Annotated in this window: 19 protein-coding genes; 18 read left to right on the plus strand and 1 reads right to left on the minus strand. The window is 72.4% G+C overall.

The features are described from left to right. Window positions 1-21: 21 nt before the first annotated feature. From HYQ63_RS40475 to HYQ63_RS40525, 11 genes are read left to right on the plus strand one after another with little or no spacing between them, the layout of a single operon-like run. Complete coding sequence (locus tag HYQ63_RS40475; RefSeq protein WP_179938947.1) at window positions 22-1038, plus strand: succinylglutamate desuccinylase/aspartoacylase family protein; 1017 nt, start codon at window positions 22-24, stop codon at window positions 1036-1038. Beyond that, a complete protein-coding gene (locus HYQ63_RS40480) occupies window positions 1038-2129 on the plus strand; it encodes an ABC transporter substrate-binding protein (RefSeq protein WP_179938948.1) in 1092 nt (363 codons plus the stop codon). The genes HYQ63_RS40475 and HYQ63_RS40480 overlap by 1 nt, the downstream gene beginning before the upstream one ends. Before the next feature lie 28 nt (window positions 2130-2157). Beyond that, entirely contained in the window at window positions 2158-3258 is a 1101-nt protein-coding gene (locus tag HYQ63_RS40485) for an ABC transporter ATP-binding protein (RefSeq protein ID WP_179941042.1), read from the plus strand. Window positions 3259-3261: 3 nt separating this feature from the next. Next, window positions 3262-4200, plus strand: coding sequence for an ABC transporter permease (locus HYQ63_RS40490; RefSeq protein ID WP_179938949.1), 939 nt, complete (start codon window positions 3262-3264; stop codon window positions 4198-4200). After that, window positions 4197-5060 (plus strand): ABC transporter permease, encoded by an 864-nt coding sequence (locus HYQ63_RS40495; protein WP_179938951.1) that lies wholly within the window; start codon window positions 4197-4199, stop codon window positions 5058-5060. The genes HYQ63_RS40490 and HYQ63_RS40495 overlap by 4 nt, the downstream gene beginning before the upstream one ends. After that, on the plus strand, window positions 5057-6451 hold the full coding sequence (locus HYQ63_RS40500) for an aminotransferase class III-fold pyridoxal phosphate-dependent enzyme (protein WP_179938953.1): 1395 nt from the start codon (window positions 5057-5059) through the stop codon (window positions 6449-6451). Before HYQ63_RS40495 ends, HYQ63_RS40500 begins: the two co-directional genes overlap by 4 nt. A 31-nt stretch (window positions 6452-6482) precedes the next feature. Beyond that, the gene (locus HYQ63_RS40505) at window positions 6483-7457 is read left to right on the plus strand and encodes a succinylglutamate desuccinylase/aspartoacylase family protein (protein WP_179938955.1); all 975 of its coding nucleotides are present in this window, start codon (window positions 6483-6485) and stop codon (window positions 7455-7457) included. Continuing rightward, window positions 7454-8962 (plus strand): aldehyde dehydrogenase family protein, encoded by a 1509-nt coding sequence (locus HYQ63_RS40510; RefSeq protein ID WP_179938957.1) that lies wholly within the window; start codon window positions 7454-7456, stop codon window positions 8960-8962. Before HYQ63_RS40505 ends, HYQ63_RS40510 begins: the two co-directional genes overlap by 4 nt. Next, a complete protein-coding gene (locus HYQ63_RS40515; RefSeq protein ID WP_179938959.1) occupies window positions 8962-9897 on the plus strand; it encodes an aldo/keto reductase in 936 nt (311 codons plus the stop codon). The genes HYQ63_RS40510 and HYQ63_RS40515 overlap by 1 nt, the downstream gene beginning before the upstream one ends. 29 nt (window positions 9898-9926) lie before the next feature. Continuing rightward, on the plus strand, window positions 9927-10592 hold the full coding sequence (locus HYQ63_RS40520; protein WP_179938964.1) for a haloacid dehalogenase type II: 666 nt from the start codon (window positions 9927-9929) through the stop codon (window positions 10590-10592). Between the two features lie 10 nt (window positions 10593-10602). Next, on the plus strand, window positions 10603-11886 hold the full coding sequence (locus tag HYQ63_RS40525; RefSeq protein WP_179938966.1) for an FAD-binding oxidoreductase: 1284 nt from the start codon (window positions 10603-10605) through the stop codon (window positions 11884-11886). 50 nt (window positions 11887-11936) lie between these two features. Here the strand turns inward: HYQ63_RS40525 and HYQ63_RS40530 are convergent, their stop codons facing one another. Continuing rightward, complete coding sequence (locus HYQ63_RS40530) at window positions 11937-12746, minus strand: DeoR/GlpR family DNA-binding transcription regulator (RefSeq protein ID WP_063734729.1); 810 nt, start codon at window positions 12744-12746, stop codon at window positions 11937-11939. Between the two features lie 195 nt (window positions 12747-12941). On the opposite strand from HYQ63_RS40530, the gene HYQ63_RS40535 reads away from it, so the two are divergent. Genes HYQ63_RS40535 through HYQ63_RS40565 form a run of 7 tightly spaced genes read left to right on the plus strand, consistent with a single transcriptional unit; the run spans window position 12942 to window position 19770 of the window. Then, window positions 12942-14279 carry an ABC transporter substrate-binding protein gene (locus HYQ63_RS40535; RefSeq protein WP_179938968.1) on the plus strand — a complete coding sequence of 446 codons (1338 nt, stop codon included), beginning with the start codon at window positions 12942-12944 and terminating at the stop codon, window positions 14277-14279. After that, window positions 14279-15298, plus strand: a complete 1020-nt coding sequence (locus HYQ63_RS40540) for a carbohydrate ABC transporter permease (protein WP_257232478.1) — start codon at window positions 14279-14281, stop codon at window positions 15296-15298. Before HYQ63_RS40535 ends, HYQ63_RS40540 begins: the two co-directional genes overlap by 1 nt. Before the next feature lie 3 nt (window positions 15299-15301). Further along, the gene (locus HYQ63_RS40545; protein WP_179938970.1) at window positions 15302-16183 is read left to right on the plus strand and encodes a carbohydrate ABC transporter permease; all 882 of its coding nucleotides are present in this window, start codon (window positions 15302-15304) and stop codon (window positions 16181-16183) included. Next, complete coding sequence (locus HYQ63_RS40550) at window positions 16180-17535, plus strand: ADP-dependent glucokinase/phosphofructokinase (protein ID WP_179938972.1); 1356 nt, start codon at window positions 16180-16182, stop codon at window positions 17533-17535. The genes HYQ63_RS40545 and HYQ63_RS40550 overlap by 4 nt, the downstream gene beginning before the upstream one ends. Continuing rightward, window positions 17522-18535 carry a tagatose 1,6-diphosphate aldolase gene (locus tag HYQ63_RS40555; protein WP_179938974.1) on the plus strand — a complete coding sequence of 338 codons (1014 nt, stop codon included), beginning with the start codon at window positions 17522-17524 and terminating at the stop codon, window positions 18533-18535. Before HYQ63_RS40550 ends, HYQ63_RS40555 begins: the two co-directional genes overlap by 14 nt. A 9-nt stretch (window positions 18536-18544) precedes the next feature. Further along, window positions 18545-18742, plus strand: a complete 198-nt coding sequence (locus HYQ63_RS40560; RefSeq protein ID WP_179938976.1) for a hypothetical protein — start codon at window positions 18545-18547, stop codon at window positions 18740-18742. Further along, window positions 18739-19770 carry a class I mannose-6-phosphate isomerase gene (locus HYQ63_RS40565; protein WP_179938977.1) on the plus strand — a complete coding sequence of 344 codons (1032 nt, stop codon included), beginning with the start codon at window positions 18739-18741 and terminating at the stop codon, window positions 19768-19770. The genes HYQ63_RS40560 and HYQ63_RS40565 overlap by 4 nt, the downstream gene beginning before the upstream one ends. Window positions 19771-19861 lie beyond the last annotated feature (91 nt).

Below are 19861 nucleotides of genomic sequence, written 5' to 3' on the forward strand. Positions count from 1 at the left end.
ACCCCTCACGGAAGGTACGAGATGACACTGACCGTCGGCCCGCTGACCGCCGACACCGGCCGCAAGGTCCGGGGCACCGTCCCCGTGGACCTCGGCCCGGTCACCGCCGACCTCCCGGTCACGCTCGTCAACGGCGCCCGCCCCGGCCCCCGCGTCGTGCTCACCGGCGGGGTGCACGGCGGCGAGTTCGCCGGGGTCGACGCCGCCGCGCGGCTGGCCGGTCTGCTGACCCCCGAGGAGGTGTGCGGACAGGTCGTGCTCTGCCCCGTCGCCAACCCTCCCGCCGTCTACCAGGGCCGCCTGGGCGCCTCCCCGCTGGACGGCGTCAACATCAACCGGGTCTTCCCCGGCGACCCGGACGGCGGGCCCACCGAGCGGCTGGCCGCCTGGCTCTTCGCCCATCTGCTGCCCGGCGCGGACGCCTACGCCGACCTGCACAGCGGCGGCATCGACGAGACCCTGTCCGACTTCGTGGGCTACCGTCTCACCGGCGACGCCGCGCTGGACGCCACGGCCCGCGGCATGGCCCACGCCGTCGGCTACCCGGACGTCATCCTCGGCACCGACGCCACCGGCGGCAACAGCCACGCCGCCGCCATCCGCCGGGGCGTGCCCGCCATCCTCATCGAGACCGGCCAGCTCGGCGACCGCGACCCCGCCACCGTACAAACCCTGCTCGACGGAGTGTTCCGGCTGCTGCGCCACCTCGGCACCCTCGACCCGCTGCCGGACGACACCACACCGCGTCCCGCCGTCCGGGAGTGGGTGTGGGCCGCGTCCGTGACCGCCCCGGCCACCGGGCTGTGGTACCCGGAGACCGACCGCGGAGGCGACGTGGCCGAAGGCCAGAGCCTCGGCCGACTGGTCGACCCCGCCGACGGCCGGGAGCACAAGGTCACCGCGCCCGCCACCGGCCGCCTCTTCTACGGGATGCACGGACTCACCGTCGCCACCGGCGCCGAACTCGCCGCCATCGCCACCCCGTACACCGCCACCCCGCTCGACCCGCCCGACCCGCACAACCCGGAGGTGCAGTGATGACAGACCCCCTGATCGGACGCAGAGCGCTGCTGCGCGGGGCCGGTGGCCTCGCCACCGCCACCGCCCTGACGTCACTGGCCGCCTGCGGCACCGGCACCAGCCGCGCCGACAGCGGCGGGAAGAAGACCCTCACCGTCCGCAACAGCGGTGGCACCTACGGGGACGCCAACCAGAAGGCGCTGTACGACGCCTTCACCAAGGAGACCGGCATCTCCATCCGGGTCGTCAACATCCAGTACGCCCAGATGCTCGCCCAGATCAAGCAGGGCAGGCCGCAGTTCGACGTCATCGACGACTCGATGGCCGACTTCATGAAACTCGGCGGTAAGGGCGCCCTCCAGAAGCTCGACCACGACCGGCTGAAGAACTTCAAGAAGGCCCGGATCGCGAGCAAGCTCGTCACCGAATACTCGGTCGGCAAGAACTACTGGGCCAGCGTCATGGCCTGTCGCACCGATGCCTTCGGCGGCCGCAAGCCCGCGTCCTGGGCGGACTTCTGGGACACGGAGAAGTTCCCCGGCAGCCGATCCCTCCAGACCCAGGACGCCGACCTGCCCGAGCTGGAATTCGCCCTGCTCGCCGACGGCGTGCCCATGGACAAGCTCTACCCGCTCGACGTGGACCGCGCGTTCAAGTCGATGGACCGGATCAAGGGGTCGGTGAAGAAGTACTGGGACACCGGCGCCCTCCCCGGAGTGCTGCTCGGCCGCAAGGAAGTCGTGATGACCAGCGTCTGGCAGGGCCGGCTGGACGCGCTGATCAAGGGCGGCAGCCCGATGGCGTACCAGTGGAACGGCGCCCGCAGGCAGTCCAACGGCTGGGGCATCCCCCAGGGCACCGACAAGACCGACGCCGCCTACCGGCTCATCGACTTCTCGCTGCGGCCCGACGTCCAGGCCGCCTTCGCCAAGATCTACCCGATGGGTCCGGTCGTGCCGTCCGCCTACGACCAGCTCTCGGCCGACGTCAAGGCCAACCTCCCCAGCTCGCCCTCCCACCTGGAATCCGGCTTCGACCTGGACGTCGCCTGGTGGATCCAACACGAAGACGCCGTCGCCAAGCGCTGGCTGGAGTGGTCCCGTGCCTGACCTCCACATCGCCGACCCCGCACCCGCCATGACGACCGCGTCCCCGCAGACGTCGCCCACCGGCAAGGCCCTGTCGATCGTGGGGCTCCACAAGACCTACGGCGGCGCCGTGGCCGTGGATTCCGCCTCGATGGAGATAGCGGCGGGGGAGTTCGTCACCTTCCTCGGACCTTCCGGCTCCGGCAAGACCACCACCCTGATGATGGTCGCCGGATTCGTCGAACCCGACTCCGGCACCGTGACCGTCGGCGGACGCGACGTCACCCGGCTCGCCCCGCAGAAGCGCGGCTTCGGCTTCGTCTTCCAGCAGTATCTGCTCTTCCCGCACATGACCGTCGGCGAGAACCTCGCCTTCCCGCTGCAACTGCGCGGCGTACCCAAGGCCGAGATCCGCACCCGGGTGCACGAGGCCCTGGAGATGGCCGGGATGGCCGGCTTCGCCGGGCGCCGCCCGCGCGAGCTGTCCGGCGGACAGCAGCAGCGCGTCGCCCTGTGCCGGGCGCTGATCTACCGCCCGCCGGTGATCCTCATGGACGAACCGCTCGGCGCGCTCGACAAGAAACTCCGCGACCAGCTCCAGGTCGAGATCAAGGCCATCCAGCGCGAACTCGGCCTCACCGTCATCTATGTGACACACGATCAGGAAGAGGCGCTCGTCCTCTCCGACCGCATCGCGGTGATGCGGGACGGCGGCATCGACCAGTTCGACACCCCGCGCGAACTCTTCGAGCGGCCCCGGACCCCGTTCGTCGCCGACTTCCTCGGCGCCGCCAACTTCCTGCCCGGCCGGGTGATGAAGGGCGACGACGACGCCACCCTGGTCCGCCTCGACCACGGCGGACTGCTCACCGCGCGCCCCCACTCCCTCCGCCCCGGCCAGCCGGTCCAGGCCGCCGTACAGCCCGGACGACTCCGTATCTGCGCCCCCGAACAGGGCTTCTGCACGGGCACCGTGGAAACCGTCACCTATGTGGGCACCCTGGTCCGCACCGGAGTACGGATCGCCGAGGACACCCCGCTGCTGCGCCTCGAAGTGCCCGCCGGACGCGCCCCCGTCACCGGCGAGCGGGTCGGACTGACCGCCGACGCCGAGGACATCAACCTCTTCCCGGCAGATACGGACGGCTGAGCCATGGCCGGATCCCTGGTACGCCCCGCCACGCCCGTACGCCCCCACAGCGACCCCAAGCCGAGCCGCCCCCGCGGGCTGCGCCACCGGCTGGTGGGCACCCGCAGGGCCCGCATCGGCCTGCTCAACGCCTCGCCGATCGTCCTCTACCTGCTCGTCCTCTTCGTCTTCCCCATCCTCGGCACCCTGCTGCTCAGCCTGAAGAGCGCCGACGGCGCGCTCACCCTGCACTGGTACGCCGAGGCCCTCAGCGGCGCCAATCTCTCCGTCCTCCTCACCACCCTGCGGATCTCCGCAGAAACGTCCCTGCTGAGCCTCGCCGTCGGCTTCGTCCTCGCCAACGCGCTCTCCCGGCTGCGGCCGATCTGGGCCGGGCTCGTCATGCTGATCGTCGTCGTCCCGCACTTCATCAGCGCCCTGGTGCGCACCTACGGCTGGATCATCCTGCTCGGCGACCACGGCCTGGCCAACCAGTCCCTCACCGGCCTCAAGGTGCCCGGCGCCCCGTTCCGGATGCTCTACAACGAAACCGGCGTGGTCATCGGCACCACCGCCGTGATGCTCCCGTACACCGTCCTGCTGCTGTACGGAGTGATGCGCGGCGTCGACCGGCGGCTGCTCGCCGCCGCGGCCAGCATGGGCGCCGGGCGGGTGCGCATCTTCACCCGCATCTATCTGCCGCTCGTCGCCCCGGGCCTGGCCAGCGCCGGACTGCTCTGCTTCATCCTGTGCCTCGGCTACTACATCACCCCCGCGCTGATGGGCGGCACCAAGCAGACCATGGTGGCCTCCCTCATCAACGACCAGGTGATGAAGCAGGACCAGTGGAACGGGGCGGCCGCCCAGGGCGTCGTCCTGCTGCTCATCACCTTCGCCGGGCTGCTGCTGCTCAAGACCGCCCGGTCCATCGGCGCGGGCGCGCGGAAGAGGAGTGTGTCATGACCGGACTGCGCGGCACCTGGACCGGACGGATCGCGCTCACCGCCGCCGCCACCCTCATCCTGCTCTTCCTGGCCCTGCCGATCATCGTCATCGTCGTCACCTCCTTCGGCGGCGACGCCTTCGGCTCGTTCCCGCCCAGCACCTGGACCCTCGGCTGGTACCGGGCGCTGTTCGCCGACGGAAGCAAATGGCCCGCCGCGCTGTCGCTCAGCGTGCTGGTGGCCTCCATCACCACCGTGTTCTCGGTGATCCTCGGCATCACCGCGGCCACCGCGCTCACCCGCAGCGAACTGCCGCTGCGCTCCGCGGTGTACGCCCTCGTCCTCGGTCCGCTGCTGATCCCGCAGGTCGTCACCGCACTCGGACTGTTCCTGCTCTTCGAACCCGCCGCGATGCTCGGCAGCCCCCTCGCCATCGCGCTCGGCCACACCGTCCTGGCCTCGCCCATCGCGGTGATGATCCTGGTGGCCACCCTGCGCGGCATCGACGAACGGCTGGAGGACGCCGCCGCCAGCATGGGCGCGGGCCGGCTCACCGTGGCCCGCCGGATCACCTTCCCGCTGGCCGCGCCCGGCATCGTCGCGGCCGCCATCTTCTCCTTCATCACCAGCTTCGACGAGTTCTTCATCTCCCAGTTCCTGTCCTCCGCCGGCACCGTGACCCTGCCCGTGCAGGTCTTCAACGCCCTCTCCTACGACGTCGACCCGAGCGTGACCGCGGTCAGTGCCGTGCTCATCGCCATCGCGGTGCTCGCGCTCGTCCTGGTGGGCCTGGTGCGCTGGATCGGCTCGGGGCGTCAGCACGCGCTGCTGTCGGTGGAGAACACCGCCGGACTCGCCCCCGGAGGCGACGCCGTATGACCAGCACCGAAGCCCTCACCCTCACCGGTCCCGCCACCGCGGAGCGGCATCTGCTGCTCAACATGACCGCCAACGGATCCATCGGCGCCCCGGGCCGCGATCTGTTCGTCGTCACCCGTGGCGAGGGCCCGTACGTCCACGATGCCGACGGCCGCCGCTACATCGACGGGCTGTCCGGCCTGTACTGCGCCCAGCTCGGCTACGGCTACGCCGACGAGTTCGCCGAAGCGGCCCGCCACCAGCTCGGCGAGCTGTGCTACAGCCCGCTGTGGTCCAGCTCCGCGCACCCCACCGCGCTCGCCCTCGCCGACCGGCTCGCCGCGCTCGCCCCCGACGGCATCGACTACACCTTCTTCAGCGGCGGCGGCGCCGAGGCCGTCGAAACCGCCTGGAAGATCGCCCGCAAATACCACGCGCTGCGCGGCGAACCGGGCCGCACCAAGGCCATCGCCCGCCGCGGCGCCTACCACGGACTGACGCTCGGCGCCCTGTCCTTCACCGACGACCCCGGCCTCACCCAGCCGTACGGCCCCCCGGCCGTCACCACCCGGTTCATCGCCGACACCAACCGCAGCCGACTGCCCGAACCGCTCGACGACGCCGCCTTCACCGAACTCCTCCTCGCCGACGCCGAAGCGGCGCTCCTGGACGAGGGCCCGGAGACCGTCGCCCTGCTCATCGCCGAGCCCGTGCAGAACCGCGGCGGCTGCGTCCCCCCGCCCGCCGGGTACTGGCAGGGGCTCAGACGCCTCGCCGACCGGTACGGCTTCCTGCTCGCCGCCGACGAGGTGATCACCGCCTTCGGACGGCTCGGCGAATGGTTCGGCGGCGACCGCTACGGCGCCCGCCCCGACCTCATCACCCTCGCCAAGGGGCTGACCGCGGGCTACGCCCCGATGGGCGCCACCATGATCAGCACCGGGGTCGCCGACGTCCTCAACCGCCCCGGCGAGGTTCTCAACCACGGCTACACCTTCGGCGGCCATCCGCTGTGCGCGGCCATCGCCCTGCGCAGCATCGACATCATCGAACGCGACGGCATCCTGGCCGGTGTCCGCGACGGCCAGGAGCACCTCGCCAAGCGGCTGGCCGAGCTGAGCGCGCTGCCGATCGTGGCCGATGTCCGCGGCGAGGGTTATTTCTACGCCGTCGAACTCGCCGGGGACGGCGAGCGCGGCGCCTTCGGCGAACCCCTGCGCGCCGCCCTCGTGCGCGACCTCATCCCGCGTCGGCTGCGCGAGGCCGGACTGCTCGCCCGCGTCTACGACCGCGCCGCCCCGCTGGTGCAGATCGCCCCGCCGCTCATCAGCGACCGCGCACTGCTGGACCGGATCGTCGACATCGTCGGCGCCACCCTGGACGAGGCCGCCACCCACCTCCCCACCGCCTGACCCGCACTCACGGATACGAGGTTTTCCGCCCATGACGACCACCGCCGTCACCCCCTACACCATCGGCCCCGTCACCTGCGCCCCCGGCGACCGCGCCCAGGGTCTGATCCCGGTCGGCGCCCACTCCTACGGCGTCCAGCTCGGCATTCCGCTGCTCGTCGTCAACGGCGCCGCCCCCGGCCCGGTGCTGTGCGTGGACGGCGGCGTCCACGGCGACGAGTACGAGGGCATGGAGGCCGTCCGCCGCGTCGTCGCCACCACCGACCCCGAGACGCTGCGCGGCACCCTCGTCGGCATCCCCTGCGTGAACACCCCCGCGTTCGAGGCCGGAGCCCGCACCAGCGGCCTCGACCACGCCAACCTCAACCGCATCTTCCCCGGCGACGCGGACGGCTCGTACTCGCTGCGGCTCGCCGCCACCTTCGTCGACCAGGTCATCCCCGCCATCGACGCCCTGGTGGACCTGCACACCGGCGGCACCTTCGGGGAGATCGCCCCGCTGACCATCGTCCAGGGCGGCTACGAGGAGCTGGCCACCCCCATCGGCCTCGCCGCCGGACACGAGCTGATCTGGAAGGGCGGCTCCTGGGGCGGTACGGCCCGGCTGTCCACCCTCCAGGCGGGCAAGCCCGCCATCACCATCGAGGCGGGCGGCGGTACGTACCGCGAGGAGATCGTGGACCTCCACCTCGGCTCGGTCCGCAACATCATGCGCCAACTGGGCATGGTCGAGGGCGAGGCAGAACTGCGCACCGGCTACACGGCGGTGAGCGGCACGTTCGCCCGCTCGGCGGACGGCGGCTTCTTCCTCGGCCACGCCGGGCCCGGCGAACAGTGCAAGGAGGGCGATCTGATCGGCACCATCACCGACCACTACGGCACCGTGCTGGAGGAGGTGCGCGCCCCCTGGGACGGCATCGTGCTGTGGGTGCGCCGACTCCGTACCGTACGTCCCGGCGACGAGGTGGTCATCTTCGGCGGTGTCGAGGGGGAGATCCGGCCATGACGGCGGAGTCCGAGACGGGTTCCGCCACCGATGAGCCCGTCACCGAACTGCTCATCGACGGCAAGTCCGTCCTCGCCGCGGACGGCGCCACCTTCAGCGTCCTCGACCCGGCCCACGGCACCCTGATCGCCGAGGTGGCCACGGTGGGCCCGGCCGAGGTGGACCGGGCGGTGGCCGCTGCCCGGGGCGCCCTGGAAGCCGCCGACTGGGCACGGCTGCGGCCCGCCGACCGCGGTCGGCTGCTGTTCCGTATCGCCTCCGAGATCCGGGTCCGGGCCGAGGGCCTGGCCCGGCTGGAGTCGCTGGACGTGGGCAAGCCGCTGAGCCAGGCGCGGGCCGATGTGGAGGCCGCCGCCCGCTACTTCGAGTTCTACGCGGGCGTCGCCGACAAGCTGGGCGGTACGACCGTGCCGCTCGGCCCGGGGCTCCTCGACTACACCGTGCGGGAGCCGATCGGGGTGTCCGGGCAGATCATCCCGTTCAACTACCCGCTCCAGAACACCGCCCGGGGCAGCGCCCCCGCCCTCGCCGCGGGCTGCACGGTCGTGCTCAAGCCGTCCCCGGAGGCGCCCCTGACGCCGCTCCGGATCGGCCGCATCGCCCTGGAGTGCGGGCTGCCGCCCGGCGTGCTCAACGTGGTGCCGGGGGACGGCGAGGCGGGCGCGGCCCTCGCCGGACACCCCGGCATCGACCAGATCACCTTCACCGGCTCGGTGGCCACCGGCATCTCGGTCGCCCGGAGCGCGGCCGCCAACGTGGTGCCCTCGGTGGTGGAGCTGGGCGGCAAGTCCCCGAGCGTGGTGTTCGCCGACGCGGACGTGGACCTGGCGCTGGGCGCGGTGGCGGGCTCGGTGTTCGGCAACGCCGGGCAGACCTGTTCGGCCGGCACCCGGCTGCTGCTCCAGCGCGGCGACGGTTTCGCCGAGGAGTTCACCGCCCGGCTCGTCGCCCACGCCGCGTCGCTGCGGCTGGGGCCGGGCCCGGCCGATCCGGACCTGGGCCCGCTGGTCTCGGCCCGGCAGCGCGACCGGGTCGAGGGCTATCTGCGGCTGGCCCGCGAGGAGGGTGCCGTGGTCCGTACCGGTGGCGGCCGCCCGGCCGATCCGGCGCTCGCCGACGGGTACTTCATCGAGCCGACCGTGCTCACCGGGCTCACCAACGACACCCGCACCGCCCGGGAGGAGATCTTCGGCCCGGTCATCACCGTCATCGAATTCGACGACGTGGCCGACGCCCTCGCCCTCGCCAACGACACCCCGTACGGCCTGTCCTCCTACGTGTGGACCCGCGACATGAACACGGCGCTGCGTCTCGCCGACGGAATCCGGGCCGGGCAGGTCAACATCAACGCGGTGGGCGTGGGCACCGGAGTGGAACTGCCCTTCGGCGGCTACAAACACAGCGGCTGGGGACGCGAGAAGGGCCTGGCCGCGCTGGACAGCTACACCCAGCTGAAGAACGTGTGCATCGGCTTCGGCGCGGTGTCCGGCGCGGGGGAGGGCTGATGCGCTACCGGCGGCTCGGGGACACCGGGCCACGCGTCTCGGTGGTGGGCCTCGGCGGCAACAACTTCGGCTCACGGCTGGACGAGGACGCCACCCGGGCCGTCGTCCATGCCGCGCTGGACGCGGGCATCACCCTCTTCGACACCGCCGACACCTACGGCGGATACGGCGGGGGCGGCCGGGCGGGCGACAGCGAACGGCTGCTCGGCGCGGCCCTCAAGGGCCGTCGCGACACCGTGGTGCTGGCCACCAAGTTCGGCATGGCCATGGGGCCGGAGTACGACCGCTTCGGCCCGCGCGGCTCCCGGGCGTACCTCCGGCACGCCGTGGAGAGGTCGCTGCGGCGGCTCGGCACCGACTACATCGACCTGTACCAGTACCACGAGCCGGACGGCGTCACCCCGGTCGCCGAGACCGCCGCCGCGCTGGAGGAGCTGGTGGCCGAGGGCGTGGTGCGCCACTACGGCTGCTCCAACATGACGGGGCCGCAGCTGGTGGCCGGGTTCGTCTCCACCCAGGTCCGCTACCACCTGCTGGACCGCACCGCCGAAACCGCGCTGACCCCCGCCGCCACCCGGCTGGGCACCGCACTGCTGCCGTACTATCCGCTGGCCAACGGCCTGCTCAGCGGCAAGTACCGGCGTGGCGAACCACCGCCGCCGGGCAGCAGGCTGTCCTGGCGGGAGGGGTGGCTGACCGACGCGGCCCTCGACCGGGTCGAGGCGCTGAGGACTTACGGCGCCGAGCGCGGCCAGCCGCTGCTGCGGGTGGCGGTCGGCGGGCTCGCCGCACTCCCCGGGGTCGGCTCCGTGATCTGCGGAGCGATGACCCCGGAGCAGGCCACCGCCAACGCGGCGGCGGCCGAATGGACACCCGACGCGGCCGATCTGGCCGCCCTCGACGCCATCGTGGCCCCCGGCGAACGGGTGGTCTGACCCACATGACAACCAGTGAGGTGGAGAACATGCGCCAGGTAGTGACCTTCGACGCCTATGGCACCCTCGTCGATTTCGAACTCGTCCCGGCGACCCTGAAGACGCTGGGGGACCGGCTCGATCTGGACGGGCTGGACGTGGACACGTTCATCGACAACTTCCGGGTGATGCGCTTCCAGGCCGTCCTGGAGACCTACCGTCCGTACGACGAGGTGCTGCACTCCAGCCTGGAGAAGGCGATGCGGCTGCACGGACTGGAGTTCCGCACCTCCGACGGTGACGCCCTGGTGGCGGCCGTGTCCGGCTTCGGGCCCTTCCCCGAGGTGCCGGACGCGCTGCGGGCCCTGAAGTCCCGCTATGAGATCGCCATCATCTCCAACACCAACGACGATCTGATCGCGCGGAACATCGAGCGCATCGGCGTGGACTTCGACCATGTGATCACGGCCCAGCAGGCCGGGGCGTACAAGCCGTCCCGGGAGACCTTCGAGTACGCGTACAAGACCATCGGCGTCGACCCGTCCCAGGTCATCCACACCGCTCAGGGCTGGGAGTACGACCTCATCCCCACCCGTGACCTGGGGCTGGCCCGCCGGGTGTGGATCAACCGGTTCGGCCGCCGGGGCAGCACCGCCTACCAGCCCTACGACGAGCTGCCCGACCTGTCCGGCCTGCCCGCCCTGCTGGGCGTGTGAGGAGCAGCGCATGAAGCAGATCCCGTACTGGCTCGACACCGCCCCGCCGTTCCCGGACCGCTCGGGCAAGGAATTGCCCGACGCGGTCGACGTGGCGGTGATCGGCGGCGGTCTCACCGGGCTGTCCACCGCCCTGCACACCGCCCGCAAGGGCGCCGACGTCCTGCTCGTGGAGAAGGACAAGATCGGCTCCGGTGCCTCGGGGCGCAACGGCAGCATGTGCACCCAGGGCATCACCATCTCCACCGGCGAGGCGCGCAAGCGCTACGGGCAGCCGCGCGCCCGCGAGCTGTACGACGCCTTCCGCGAGGCGGTCGACGTGGTCGAGGAGCTGACGGAGAAGGAGGGCATCGACTGCGACTTCACCCGGTGCGGCCGGCTCGGCGTGGCGTACAAGCCCGGGCACTTCGAGCAGAAGAAGGCCCAGCAGCGCGATCTGGCCGAGAACTTCGGGCATGAGACGGTGCTGCTGAGCCGGGACGAGCTGCGCGCCGAACTCGGCTCGGATTATTACCACGGCGCGCTGCTGGACCCGCTCAGCGCCGGGCTGCACGTCGGCAAGTACGTCCACGGCCTCGCGGACGCCGCCGAGCGGGCCGGGGCGCGGATCCACGAGCGCAACGCCGCCACCGCCGTGACCCGCGACCGGGACGGCACCTTCCTGGTGGAGACGTTGCACGGCACGGTCCGCGCGAAGCAGGTGATGGCCGCCACCGACGCGTACACCGACCGGTCGCTTCCGTGGTTCCGCAAGCGGCTGGTGTCCGTCGGCAGCTTCGTCATCGTCACCGAGCCCCTGGGGGAGGAGCTGGCCCGGGAGGTCATCCCGAAGGCCCGTCTCGTGGTCGACTCCAAGAACATCGGCCACTACATCCGGCTCACCCCCGACCACCGCCTCGCCTTCGGCGGCCGGGCCCGCTTCGCCCCCTCCGACCCGGCCTCGGACCGCCGCAGCGGAGCGGTGCTGAAGCGCGAAATGGCCGAGATATTCCCGCAGTTGAGCCATGTGCGCATCGACTACGTGTGGGGCGGGAGCGTCGGGTTCTCCTACGACCGCATCCCGCACGCGGGCCAGGCCGGGGGCGTGTACTACTCCATGGGCTACTGCGGCCACGGTGTCCAGATGGCCACGTACATGGGCCGCGCCATGGCCGAGGTGATGGACGGCCACCCGGAGGCCAATCCGCTGCGCGGCATCGGCTTCCCGAAGATCCCGGTGCCCTTCTACAACGGGACGGCCTGGTTCCTGCCCTTCGCCGGGGCGTACTACAAGGCCAAGGACCGCCTCACGTAGGACCGTGGAAGACCCCCGGGCACCCCGCCGGAGCCGTGCGCCCGGCGGGGTCAGCCGTCCTCGGGGAGGTACGGACCGGCGAGGGTGACCTCGGCCCGGTCGAGGGCGAGGGCCAGCTCACCACTGGGCGGCCGCTCGCTGACCAGCACGTCGATGCGGCTGAGCGGGCAGATCCGGGCCAGCGCCCGGCGCTCGAACTTGGCCGAGTCCGCCAGCACCACGACCCGGGACGCGGAGTCCATCATCTCCTGGATCATCTGGGCCTCCGGGATGTTGGACACCGAAAGCCCCGAGGCGCTGACCCCGCCCACCGCGATGAGGGCGGTGTCCGCGCTCACCCCGGCGGTGTCCGGGAAGCGGATCGGGCCGATGGTCACCAGTGCGGTGGTCCGGCAGCCGCCGCCGAGGACGAACAGATCGCGCAGGGCCTGCACCGGGACCATCCCCGGCACCCGCAGATTGTTGGTGACGATCGTCAGCCCCCGGTGGCCGCCGAGCGCGGCCACCGCCGAGAGCACCGTGGTGCCGCCGTTGACGAGCAGCGTCTCGTTGTCCCGCACCAGACGGGCGGCGGCGGTCCCGATGGCCTCCTTGGCCTCCCGGCGCTCGTTCATCCGGTCCGCCACCGGGCTGTCGGCCGTGGCCAGCTCGCCGCCCGGCACCGCCCCGCCGTGGGTGCGTGCCACCAGGCCGCGCGCGGCCAGATGGTCCAGGTCACGCCGTACGGTGTCCACCGAGACGGCGAACTCCTTCGCCAGCTCCCCGATGGTGGCCTGGCCGCGCTGCTGGATGAAGGCGGTGAGGTCGGCCCGGCGGCGCGCGGGCAGGTTCGCGGCCCGGGTCCCCTCTGCTGACGTCATCGTGTGGCCCCCTTCTCGACGCTGCGCAACACAGCAGATTCTCGCACCATACCGCAAGAACCCGCAGCACAACCCTTGACCGGTGGGGGTGGCCGCCGTAGCTTGCAGCAAAGAGCCGCATAAACCAGCGCTTCTTTGTACGTCTTTCTGCGTACCCCTCCTGCATAGCTTCTGTGCCGCGTCAAGGGAGTCGCCGTGGAGCCACACCCACCCACCCCACCCGAGCCACCGTGGACCCGCCGCCGGGCACTCTCCACCGGCGCCGCAGCCCTCGGCGCGCTCGCCGCCACGCCGCTGCTCAGCGCCTGCGGGGGTGACGAACCGGCCCGGCGGGTGGGCGGCGGTGGCGGCCGGCGGACCGAACTCACCTTCGCCTGCGCGGCGTTCACCGGAGGCGCGGCCGGTATGCAGTCGTTCGCCGACCGCTACAACACCGCCCAGAGCCGCTACCGGGTGACCGTCCGCAATCTGCCGCCGCCCAGTTCCAGCACCGAATGCCATCAGCAGCTCACCCAGCTGCTGGCCCGCAAGGACGGCACGGTCGACGTCTTCGCCCAGGACGTGGTGTGGATCGCCGAGCTGGCCGCCGCGGGCTGGGTGCACCCCCTGGACCGGGACGTCTCCGCAAGCCTGCGGCGCTCCTTCTTCCCCGGTGTGGTCGAGGCGTGCACCTATCGGGGCCGTCTCGTCGCCCTGCCCTGGTACGTCGACGCGGGCGGCCTCTACTACCGCACCGACCTGATGCGCGCACTCGGCCGCAAGCCGCCGACCGACTGGCACGAACTGGCCGACACCGCGGCCGAGATGCAGCACCGCCGGGTGCCCATGGGCTATCTGTGGCAGGCCAAGCAGGCCGAGATCCTCCTCTGCGACCTGGTCGAGTTCATCGCCTCCAACCGCGGCCGCATCATCGACCCCTCGGGCGCGGTCCGCGTGGACAGCCCCGCGTGCGTCGAGGCCGTCCAGTTCATGCGCGACCTGGTGTACCGCTACAAGGTCAGCCCGTCCGAGGTGTTCTCGTGGGACGAGGAGCCCAGCCGCCGCCCGTTCACCGCGGGCCGGGTCGGGATGATGCGGCACTGGAGCTATGTCTACGGCGTGTCCCAGAACCCGGACCAGTCCAAGGTCGTCGGCAAGGTCGACGTCGCCCCGCTGCCCAGTTTCCCCGGCGGCACGTCCTCCTCCTGCCTCGGCGGCTACCAGCTCGGCGTCGCGGAGGGATCCCGCAACAAGGAAGGTGCCATGGACTTCCTGCACTGGCTCGCCGGCACCGAAGCACAGCTCGCCTTCGCGCTCGACTTCGGCAACGCCCCCTCCCGCGTCTCGGTCTACGACGAGAAGAAGCTGGCCAAGGGCCAGCCCGCGATGGTCAAGCTGAAGGAGGCGTTCGGCAACGGAGTGCCCCGCCCGGTCACTCCCCACTACTCCCGGGTCAGCCTCGCCCTCCAGTCCGCGGTCTCCCGCGCCCTGGTCTACGGCGATGTGCGCGGCACCCTCCGCTCCGCCCGGCGCGACCTGGAGGCGATCGTCTGATGGGCCACCTCGCCTTCTTCCACAGAACGCCCGGCCACACCCCGCTGCGCGGCAAGCACCGCGCCCCCTCCCTGGAGCAGCCGCAGCTCACGCCGGGTCAGGAGGACCCGCGCCGCCGCCTCCCGCTGCGCGAGTCCTCGTCCGCGGGCCCGCGCCTGACGGGCATCGTCCTGCTGGCGCCCGCGCTCGCCGCCGTCCTCGCCGTCTCCCTCTACCCGGTGCTGCGCACCCTGTGGCTGTCCCTCCACGACGCGGGTTTCTCCACCGGATCGCACTTCACCGGCACCGCCAACCTGTCCCGGCTGCTCGGCGACGACCTGTTCTGGAACGCCTGGTGGCGCACGGTGGCCTTCGCCTTCGGCACCACCCTGGTGGAGACCGCGCTCGGCATCGGCTTCGCCCTCGTGCTGCACCAGTCCTTCCGCGGCCGCGGCTGGGCCCGCGCCGCCGTGCTCATCCCGTGGGCCATCCCCACCGTCGTCACCTCGCGTATGTTCGGCTGGATCTTCGACGGCCAGTCCGGTGTCGCCAACTACCTGCTGACCCGCCTCCACCTGACCGACGGCTACATCAACTTCCTCGGCGATCCGCACACCGCCCTGGCCACCATCGGGCTCGCCGACATCTGGAAGACCACCCCGTTCATGGCGCTGCTGGTGCTCGCCGCGCTCCAGACCGTGCCGAGGGAACTGGGCGAGTCCGCGAAGATCGACGGCGCCTCGCCCTGGTGCACCTTCCGTTCCGTCACCCTGCCGGTGATCGCGCCCGCCTTGCTGATCGCCGCCCTGATCCGGGTCCTCGACGCCTTCCGCGTCTTCGACCTGCCGTACGTCCTCACCGGCGGCGGACCGGCGGACTCCACCGAGACGCTGTCCACCTTCGGCTACAAGACCCTGTTCTCGGGCCTCGAGCTGGGCTACGGCTCGATGATAGCCACCGCCGCGTTCATCACCGAGGTGCTCATCGCCGCGGGCTTCGCCTACTACCTGAGCCGGCGCTACCGCGCCCTGGAGGGCTGAGCCATGACCGCCATCCCCGCGCCGGTCCCCGCCGCGCCCGCCGCCATCCGGGCCCGCCGCCGGGCCCTGACCCGCCGGGTGCTGTTCCGGGCCGCCGTCACCGCCGTCGTGCTCTGGTCCGTCGCCCCGTTCCTGTGGCAGCTCAGCACCTCGTTCCAGCGGGACCGCGATCTGTCCTCGGTGACCCCGCACTGGCTGCCCATCCCGGGCACGCTGGAGCACTACCGGGCCGTCTTCACCGACTACGAGTTCAGCAAGTACCTGGTCAACAGCGTCATCGTCACGGTCACCGCGACCGCGATCGGACTGCTGCTGGCGGCGCTGGCCACCTATGCGCTCGCCCGGCTGCCGGTGCCCGGCAAGGGCGTGGTGCTCGCCGTCGTCCTCGGCCTGTCGATGTTCCCGCAGATCTCGATCGTCGTCCCGCTCTATCTGGTGCTCAACTCCCTGGGGCTGCTCGACACCTATACGGGTCTCTCCGGTTCGTACGTGGGGCTCGCCCTGCCGCTGATGATCTTCGTCCTGTACGCGCACTTCCGGTCGCTGCCCACCCAGCTGGACGAGGCCGCGGCCATCGACGGCGCGGGGCTGCTGCGCACCCTGCGCAGCGTGATCCTGCCACTCGCGCTGCCCGGGATCGCGGCCGCCGGAATGCTCGGCTTCATCACCAACTGGAACGAGTTCATGCTCGCGCTGGCCTTCACCTCCTCGCCCGAGCACCAGACCGTGCCGGTCGGCATCGCGGGCTTCCAGTCCCAGTACTTCGTCCCCTGGGGCGACATGGCCGCCGCGTCCGTCGTGGTCACCCTGCCGCTGGTGCTGATCGTCATGCTCTTCCAGCGCCGCATCGTCGCCGGCATCACCTCCGGGGCGGTGAAGGAGTGACCTCCCGCACCGGCCTCTCCATCCCGCGCGTCGTCGCCCGCGACGAGCTGTGGGCCGAGCGGTACCGCGCGCTGGCCGACCGGGTCCGCGCCGGGGCCCGGCAGGCCGCACCCGTACTCGCCGGCTTCAGCGCCTGCGTCGACCACGTCTACCGGATGGACCCCGACCGGATCTCCGCCCTCGCCGCTTGGACCACCGCGGCCGGGCCCGCCGGTGAGGTCGCCGCCGAGGTCGTCGGCCGCATCCGGCACGGCCACGGCGGCGAGATCGCCGTACCGTGGCCCGGCGGCACCGGCTGGGTGGGCACGCTGCTCGGCGCGCCCGACCGGGTGCAGCTCGGCGGCACCGGACCGCAGGCCGCCTGGGCGCTCGCCGTTCTCGGCGCGCCCAGCGTCGTCCCGCTGGCCGACCGCAGTGCGGAGCAACTCGCGGTGCTCCACCCCGACGTGACGCTGTGCACGGTCGAAGGCACCGCCCCGGCCGGGCGGCTGACCGGCGCCGACGCACCCGTGACCCGGCCGGGCGGACCGGGGGCGGCCAAACAGCCGCACAGCATCCTGGAGTTCGCCGCGGGCACCCCCGCGCCCGGCCTGCCCGACGGACTGCCCCGCTCCTCGCGGATCATCCTGCGGTTCATGGACGACGGGATCGAGCGCGACGAGTGGTTCGCCGCCCGCTCCGGCGAACTGGCCCGCACCGCCGCGGCGGGGCTGCTGTCCGGCATGAACGGGCTGCCCGAGGACGGCACCGGGCCCGCCGACCGGGCCTGGCTCACCGAGGTCGTCCACACCTGGCGGGACGGCGGACTGCCGCTGCTCCACCTCGAACTCGCCGAGTTCGCCAGCGTCCACGCCCTGCGCGCGGGATGCGACGAGTACGCCCCGCTCGCCGACTCCGTCGGCATGAGCCTGTCCGAACTCGCCGCGCTCGCCGGTCCTTCGGCCCGCACCTCGCCCGTCACGGCCGCGGCCCATTTCGCCACCGCGTACCACCTGGACCGGGTGTGTGTGCACGCGGACGGCTGGGTGCTCGCCGTCCACCGCGGCGATCCCACCGAACAGCGGAACGCGCTGATGACGGGCAGCCTGCTCGCCGCCGCGCGGGCCGCGCGCGGCGCCCCCGCCGCCGACCTGGAGCCGCCACCGGCGGCCGACTACACCGAGGACCGCCCGGCCGACGGGCCGCTGGGGGAGGGGCTGCGCGCGGACTGTGTCCCCGCGCCCCACCTCAGCCACCCCGCGGCCACCATCGGCCTCGGTGACACGTTCGTGGGCGGGCTGCTGCTCGCCCGCTCGCTCCACTCCGGCTGTGCCCCGACCCGTATCCGAAAGGACCCCGATGACCACGCCTGACCTGACCACCGACCCGGGCAAGCTGCGCGGACTGACCCGTGTGACCAGCGAGGACGGATTCTTCCTGATCTGCGCCCTCGACCACCTCTCGGACTTCGCCGAACTGCTCGCCCCGGACCCCTCCACGGTGGGCTTCGCGGACGTGGTCCGGGCGAAGGACGCCGTCATCCGCGCGGTCGCGCCCAGCGTGACCGCCGTGCTCCTCGACGCCCACTACGGCATCGGCCACCTCACCGCGAGCGGCGCCGTGCCGCGGGACGTCGGCCTGATGGCCAGCATCGAGGACGAGGACTACAGCATCCCCGAGGGGCCGCGCCGCACCCGGCACCGCGAGGGCTGGTCCACCCGGCAGATCAAGCTGGCCGGCACCGATGTGGCCAAGCTGCTGTGGTGGTACCGCCCGGACGGCGACCCGGCCACCGTCGAACACCAGCGCCAGGTGGTGCGCGACCTGGTGGACGAGTGCGCGGAGCTGAGCCTTCCGCTGGTCGTCGAGCCCATCTGGTACCCGCTGCCCGGCGAGGACCCGTCCTCGGCGGAGTGGAAGGAGCGCCGGGTCGCGGGCATCATCGAGTCGGCCGTGGAGGCGGACCGGCTCGGGGTCGACATGCTCAAGGTCGAGTTCCCCGGCTACGTCGACACCGAGCAGGGCCGCGAGGCGGCCGCCGCGGCGTGCAAGGAGCTGGACTCCTCGGTGCACGTCCCGTGGGTGATCCTGTCCGCGGGCGTCGGCTACGAGGACTTCCGTACCCAGGTGCGGATCTCCGCGCAGGCCGGGGCGTGCGGCTATCTGGCGGGCCGGTCCATCTGGCGCGACGCCGTCTCCACCCATGACCCGGCCGAGCGCGCCCAGGGCATCGAACAGGCCCGGGGGCGGCTGGACGAGCTGAACGCGGTCATCCGCGAGCACGGCCGCCCGTTCCTCCCGGGACGCTCCCTCGACCAGGCGCTGGACCGCCTGCCCGAGGGCTGGTTCCACGACTGGCACCCCGCCGCCTGACACCCCGTCGTGGAACCCCGGCGGGGAGCGGCGGGCGCCCCTGACCCGCCGCCGCTCCCCGCCTCCGGCCCCGACCCCTCCGGCTCCGACCCCTCCGGCCCCGACCCCTCCGGCTCCGACCCCTCCGGCCCCGACGCCTCCGGCCCCGACGCCTCCGGCCCCGACCCGTCCGTACGGTCGTATCCGACCGGGAGAAGCCCCGCATGATCGCCGCGCCCGCCGCCGCGCCCGTCCCGCTGACGCCGAATCAGCCGCGCTCCTTCTACCGCGACTCCGGCGCCATCGCCCGCTTCCGGCGCACCGCGCCGACCGGCGACGGCTACCGCCCCGAGGACTGGGTCGCCTCGACCACCTCCCGCTTCGCCCGGTCCCCGGCCGGGCTGACCACGCTGCCCGGCGGCCCCCGGCTGGCCGACGCGGTGGCCGCCGACCCTGGCGCCTGGCTGGGGCCGGAGCACACGGCGGCGTACGGGGCCGACACCGGGCTGCTGGTCAAGCTGCTGGACGCCGGTCAGCGGCTGCCGCTGCACACCCACCCCGACCGCGCGTTCGCCCGTGCCCACCTGGGCAGCGCGCACGGCAAGACCGAGGCGTGGTACGTCCTCGACGCCGCACCCGGCGCCGAGGTCCGGCTCGGCTTCGCCCGCGACGTCACCGCCCGCGAGCTGGCGGGGTGGGTCGCTTCCGGTGACGCGGGCGCGATGCTGGACGCCGTCCACCGGGTGCCGGTCGCCCCCGGTGACGCGCTGCTGTGCCCGGCGGGGATGCCGCATGCGATCGGCGCCGGGGTGCTGCTGGTGGAACTCCAGGAGCCGACCGACTTCTCCGTGCTGCTGGAGTGGGAGGGGTTCGCGATCGACGGCGCCGCCGAGGGCCATCTCGGCCTCGGCTTCGACCTGGCCCTCGGCGGAGTCGACCGCCGGGGCCTGTCCGCCGCCGCGCTGGACCGGCTGCGCGGACCGGGCGCGGCGGTCGGCACCGGGAGCGTGCTCCCGGCGGACGCCGACCCCTACTTCCGCGCCGAGCTGTGCCGGGGCGAACCGGCGGCCACGCTGGACGCGGGCTTCTCGGTGCTGGTCTGCCTCACCGGCGCCGGGACGCTGACCTGCGCCTCCGGACCGCCGCTTGAGGTGGCGGAGGGGGAGACCGTGCTCCTTCCGCACGCCGCGGGGCCCACCCGGCTGTCCGGCCCGGTGACCGCCCTGCGCTGTCGCCCGCCCGCGCCCGGGCGCTGATTCCCGCTGGGGAGATCAGTTTCTTCAATCAGTTGCTTTATTTAATTCATGTGTTTTAACGTGGCCTCCACAGCTCAGCACCATCGAGTGA

This window comes from Streptomyces sp. Rer75 (genome assembly GCF_013414305.1).
GTDB lineage: Bacteria > Actinomycetota > Actinomycetes > Streptomycetales > Streptomycetaceae > Streptomyces > Streptomyces himastatinicus.

Excerpts from the sequence above, each read along its gene's own strand:
- HYQ63_RS40475 (WP_179938947.1), top strand. The coding sequence starts at position 22 with ATGACACTGACCGTCGGCCCGCTGACCGCCGACACCGGCCGCAAGGTC.
- HYQ63_RS40480 (WP_179938948.1), top strand. The coding sequence starts at position 1,038 with ATGACAGACCCCCTGATCGGACGCAGAGCGCTGCTGCGCGGGGCCGGT.
- HYQ63_RS40485 (WP_179941042.1), top strand. The coding sequence starts at position 2,158 with ATGACGACCGCGTCCCCGCAGACGTCGCCCACCGGCAAGGCCCTGTCG.
- HYQ63_RS40490 (WP_179938949.1), top strand. The coding sequence starts at position 3,262 with ATGGCCGGATCCCTGGTACGCCCCGCCACGCCCGTACGCCCCCACAGC.
- HYQ63_RS40495 (WP_179938951.1), top strand. The coding sequence starts at position 4,197 with ATGACCGGACTGCGCGGCACCTGGACCGGACGGATCGCGCTCACCGCC.
- HYQ63_RS40500 (WP_179938953.1), top strand. The coding sequence starts at position 5,057 with ATGACCAGCACCGAAGCCCTCACCCTCACCGGTCCCGCCACCGCGGAG.
- HYQ63_RS40505 (WP_179938955.1), top strand. The coding sequence starts at position 6,483 with ATGACGACCACCGCCGTCACCCCCTACACCATCGGCCCCGTCACCTGC.
- HYQ63_RS40510 (WP_179938957.1), top strand. The coding sequence starts at position 7,454 with ATGACGGCGGAGTCCGAGACGGGTTCCGCCACCGATGAGCCCGTCACC.
- HYQ63_RS40515 (WP_179938959.1), top strand. The coding sequence starts at position 8,962 with ATGCGCTACCGGCGGCTCGGGGACACCGGGCCACGCGTCTCGGTGGTG.
- HYQ63_RS40520 (WP_179938964.1), top strand. The coding sequence starts at position 9,927 with ATGCGCCAGGTAGTGACCTTCGACGCCTATGGCACCCTCGTCGATTTC.
- HYQ63_RS40525 (WP_179938966.1), top strand. The coding sequence starts at position 10,603 with ATGAAGCAGATCCCGTACTGGCTCGACACCGCCCCGCCGTTCCCGGAC.
- HYQ63_RS40530 (WP_063734729.1), bottom strand. The coding sequence starts at position 12,746 with ATGACGTCAGCAGAGGGGACCCGGGCCGCGAACCTGCCCGCGCGCCGC.
- HYQ63_RS40540 (WP_257232478.1), top strand. The coding sequence starts at position 14,279 with ATGGGCCACCTCGCCTTCTTCCACAGAACGCCCGGCCACACCCCGCTG.
- HYQ63_RS40545 (WP_179938970.1), top strand. The coding sequence starts at position 15,302 with ATGACCGCCATCCCCGCGCCGGTCCCCGCCGCGCCCGCCGCCATCCGG.
- HYQ63_RS40555 (WP_179938974.1), top strand. The coding sequence starts at position 17,522 with ATGACCACGCCTGACCTGACCACCGACCCGGGCAAGCTGCGCGGACTG.
- HYQ63_RS40565 (WP_179938977.1), top strand. The coding sequence starts at position 18,739 with ATGATCGCCGCGCCCGCCGCCGCGCCCGTCCCGCTGACGCCGAATCAG.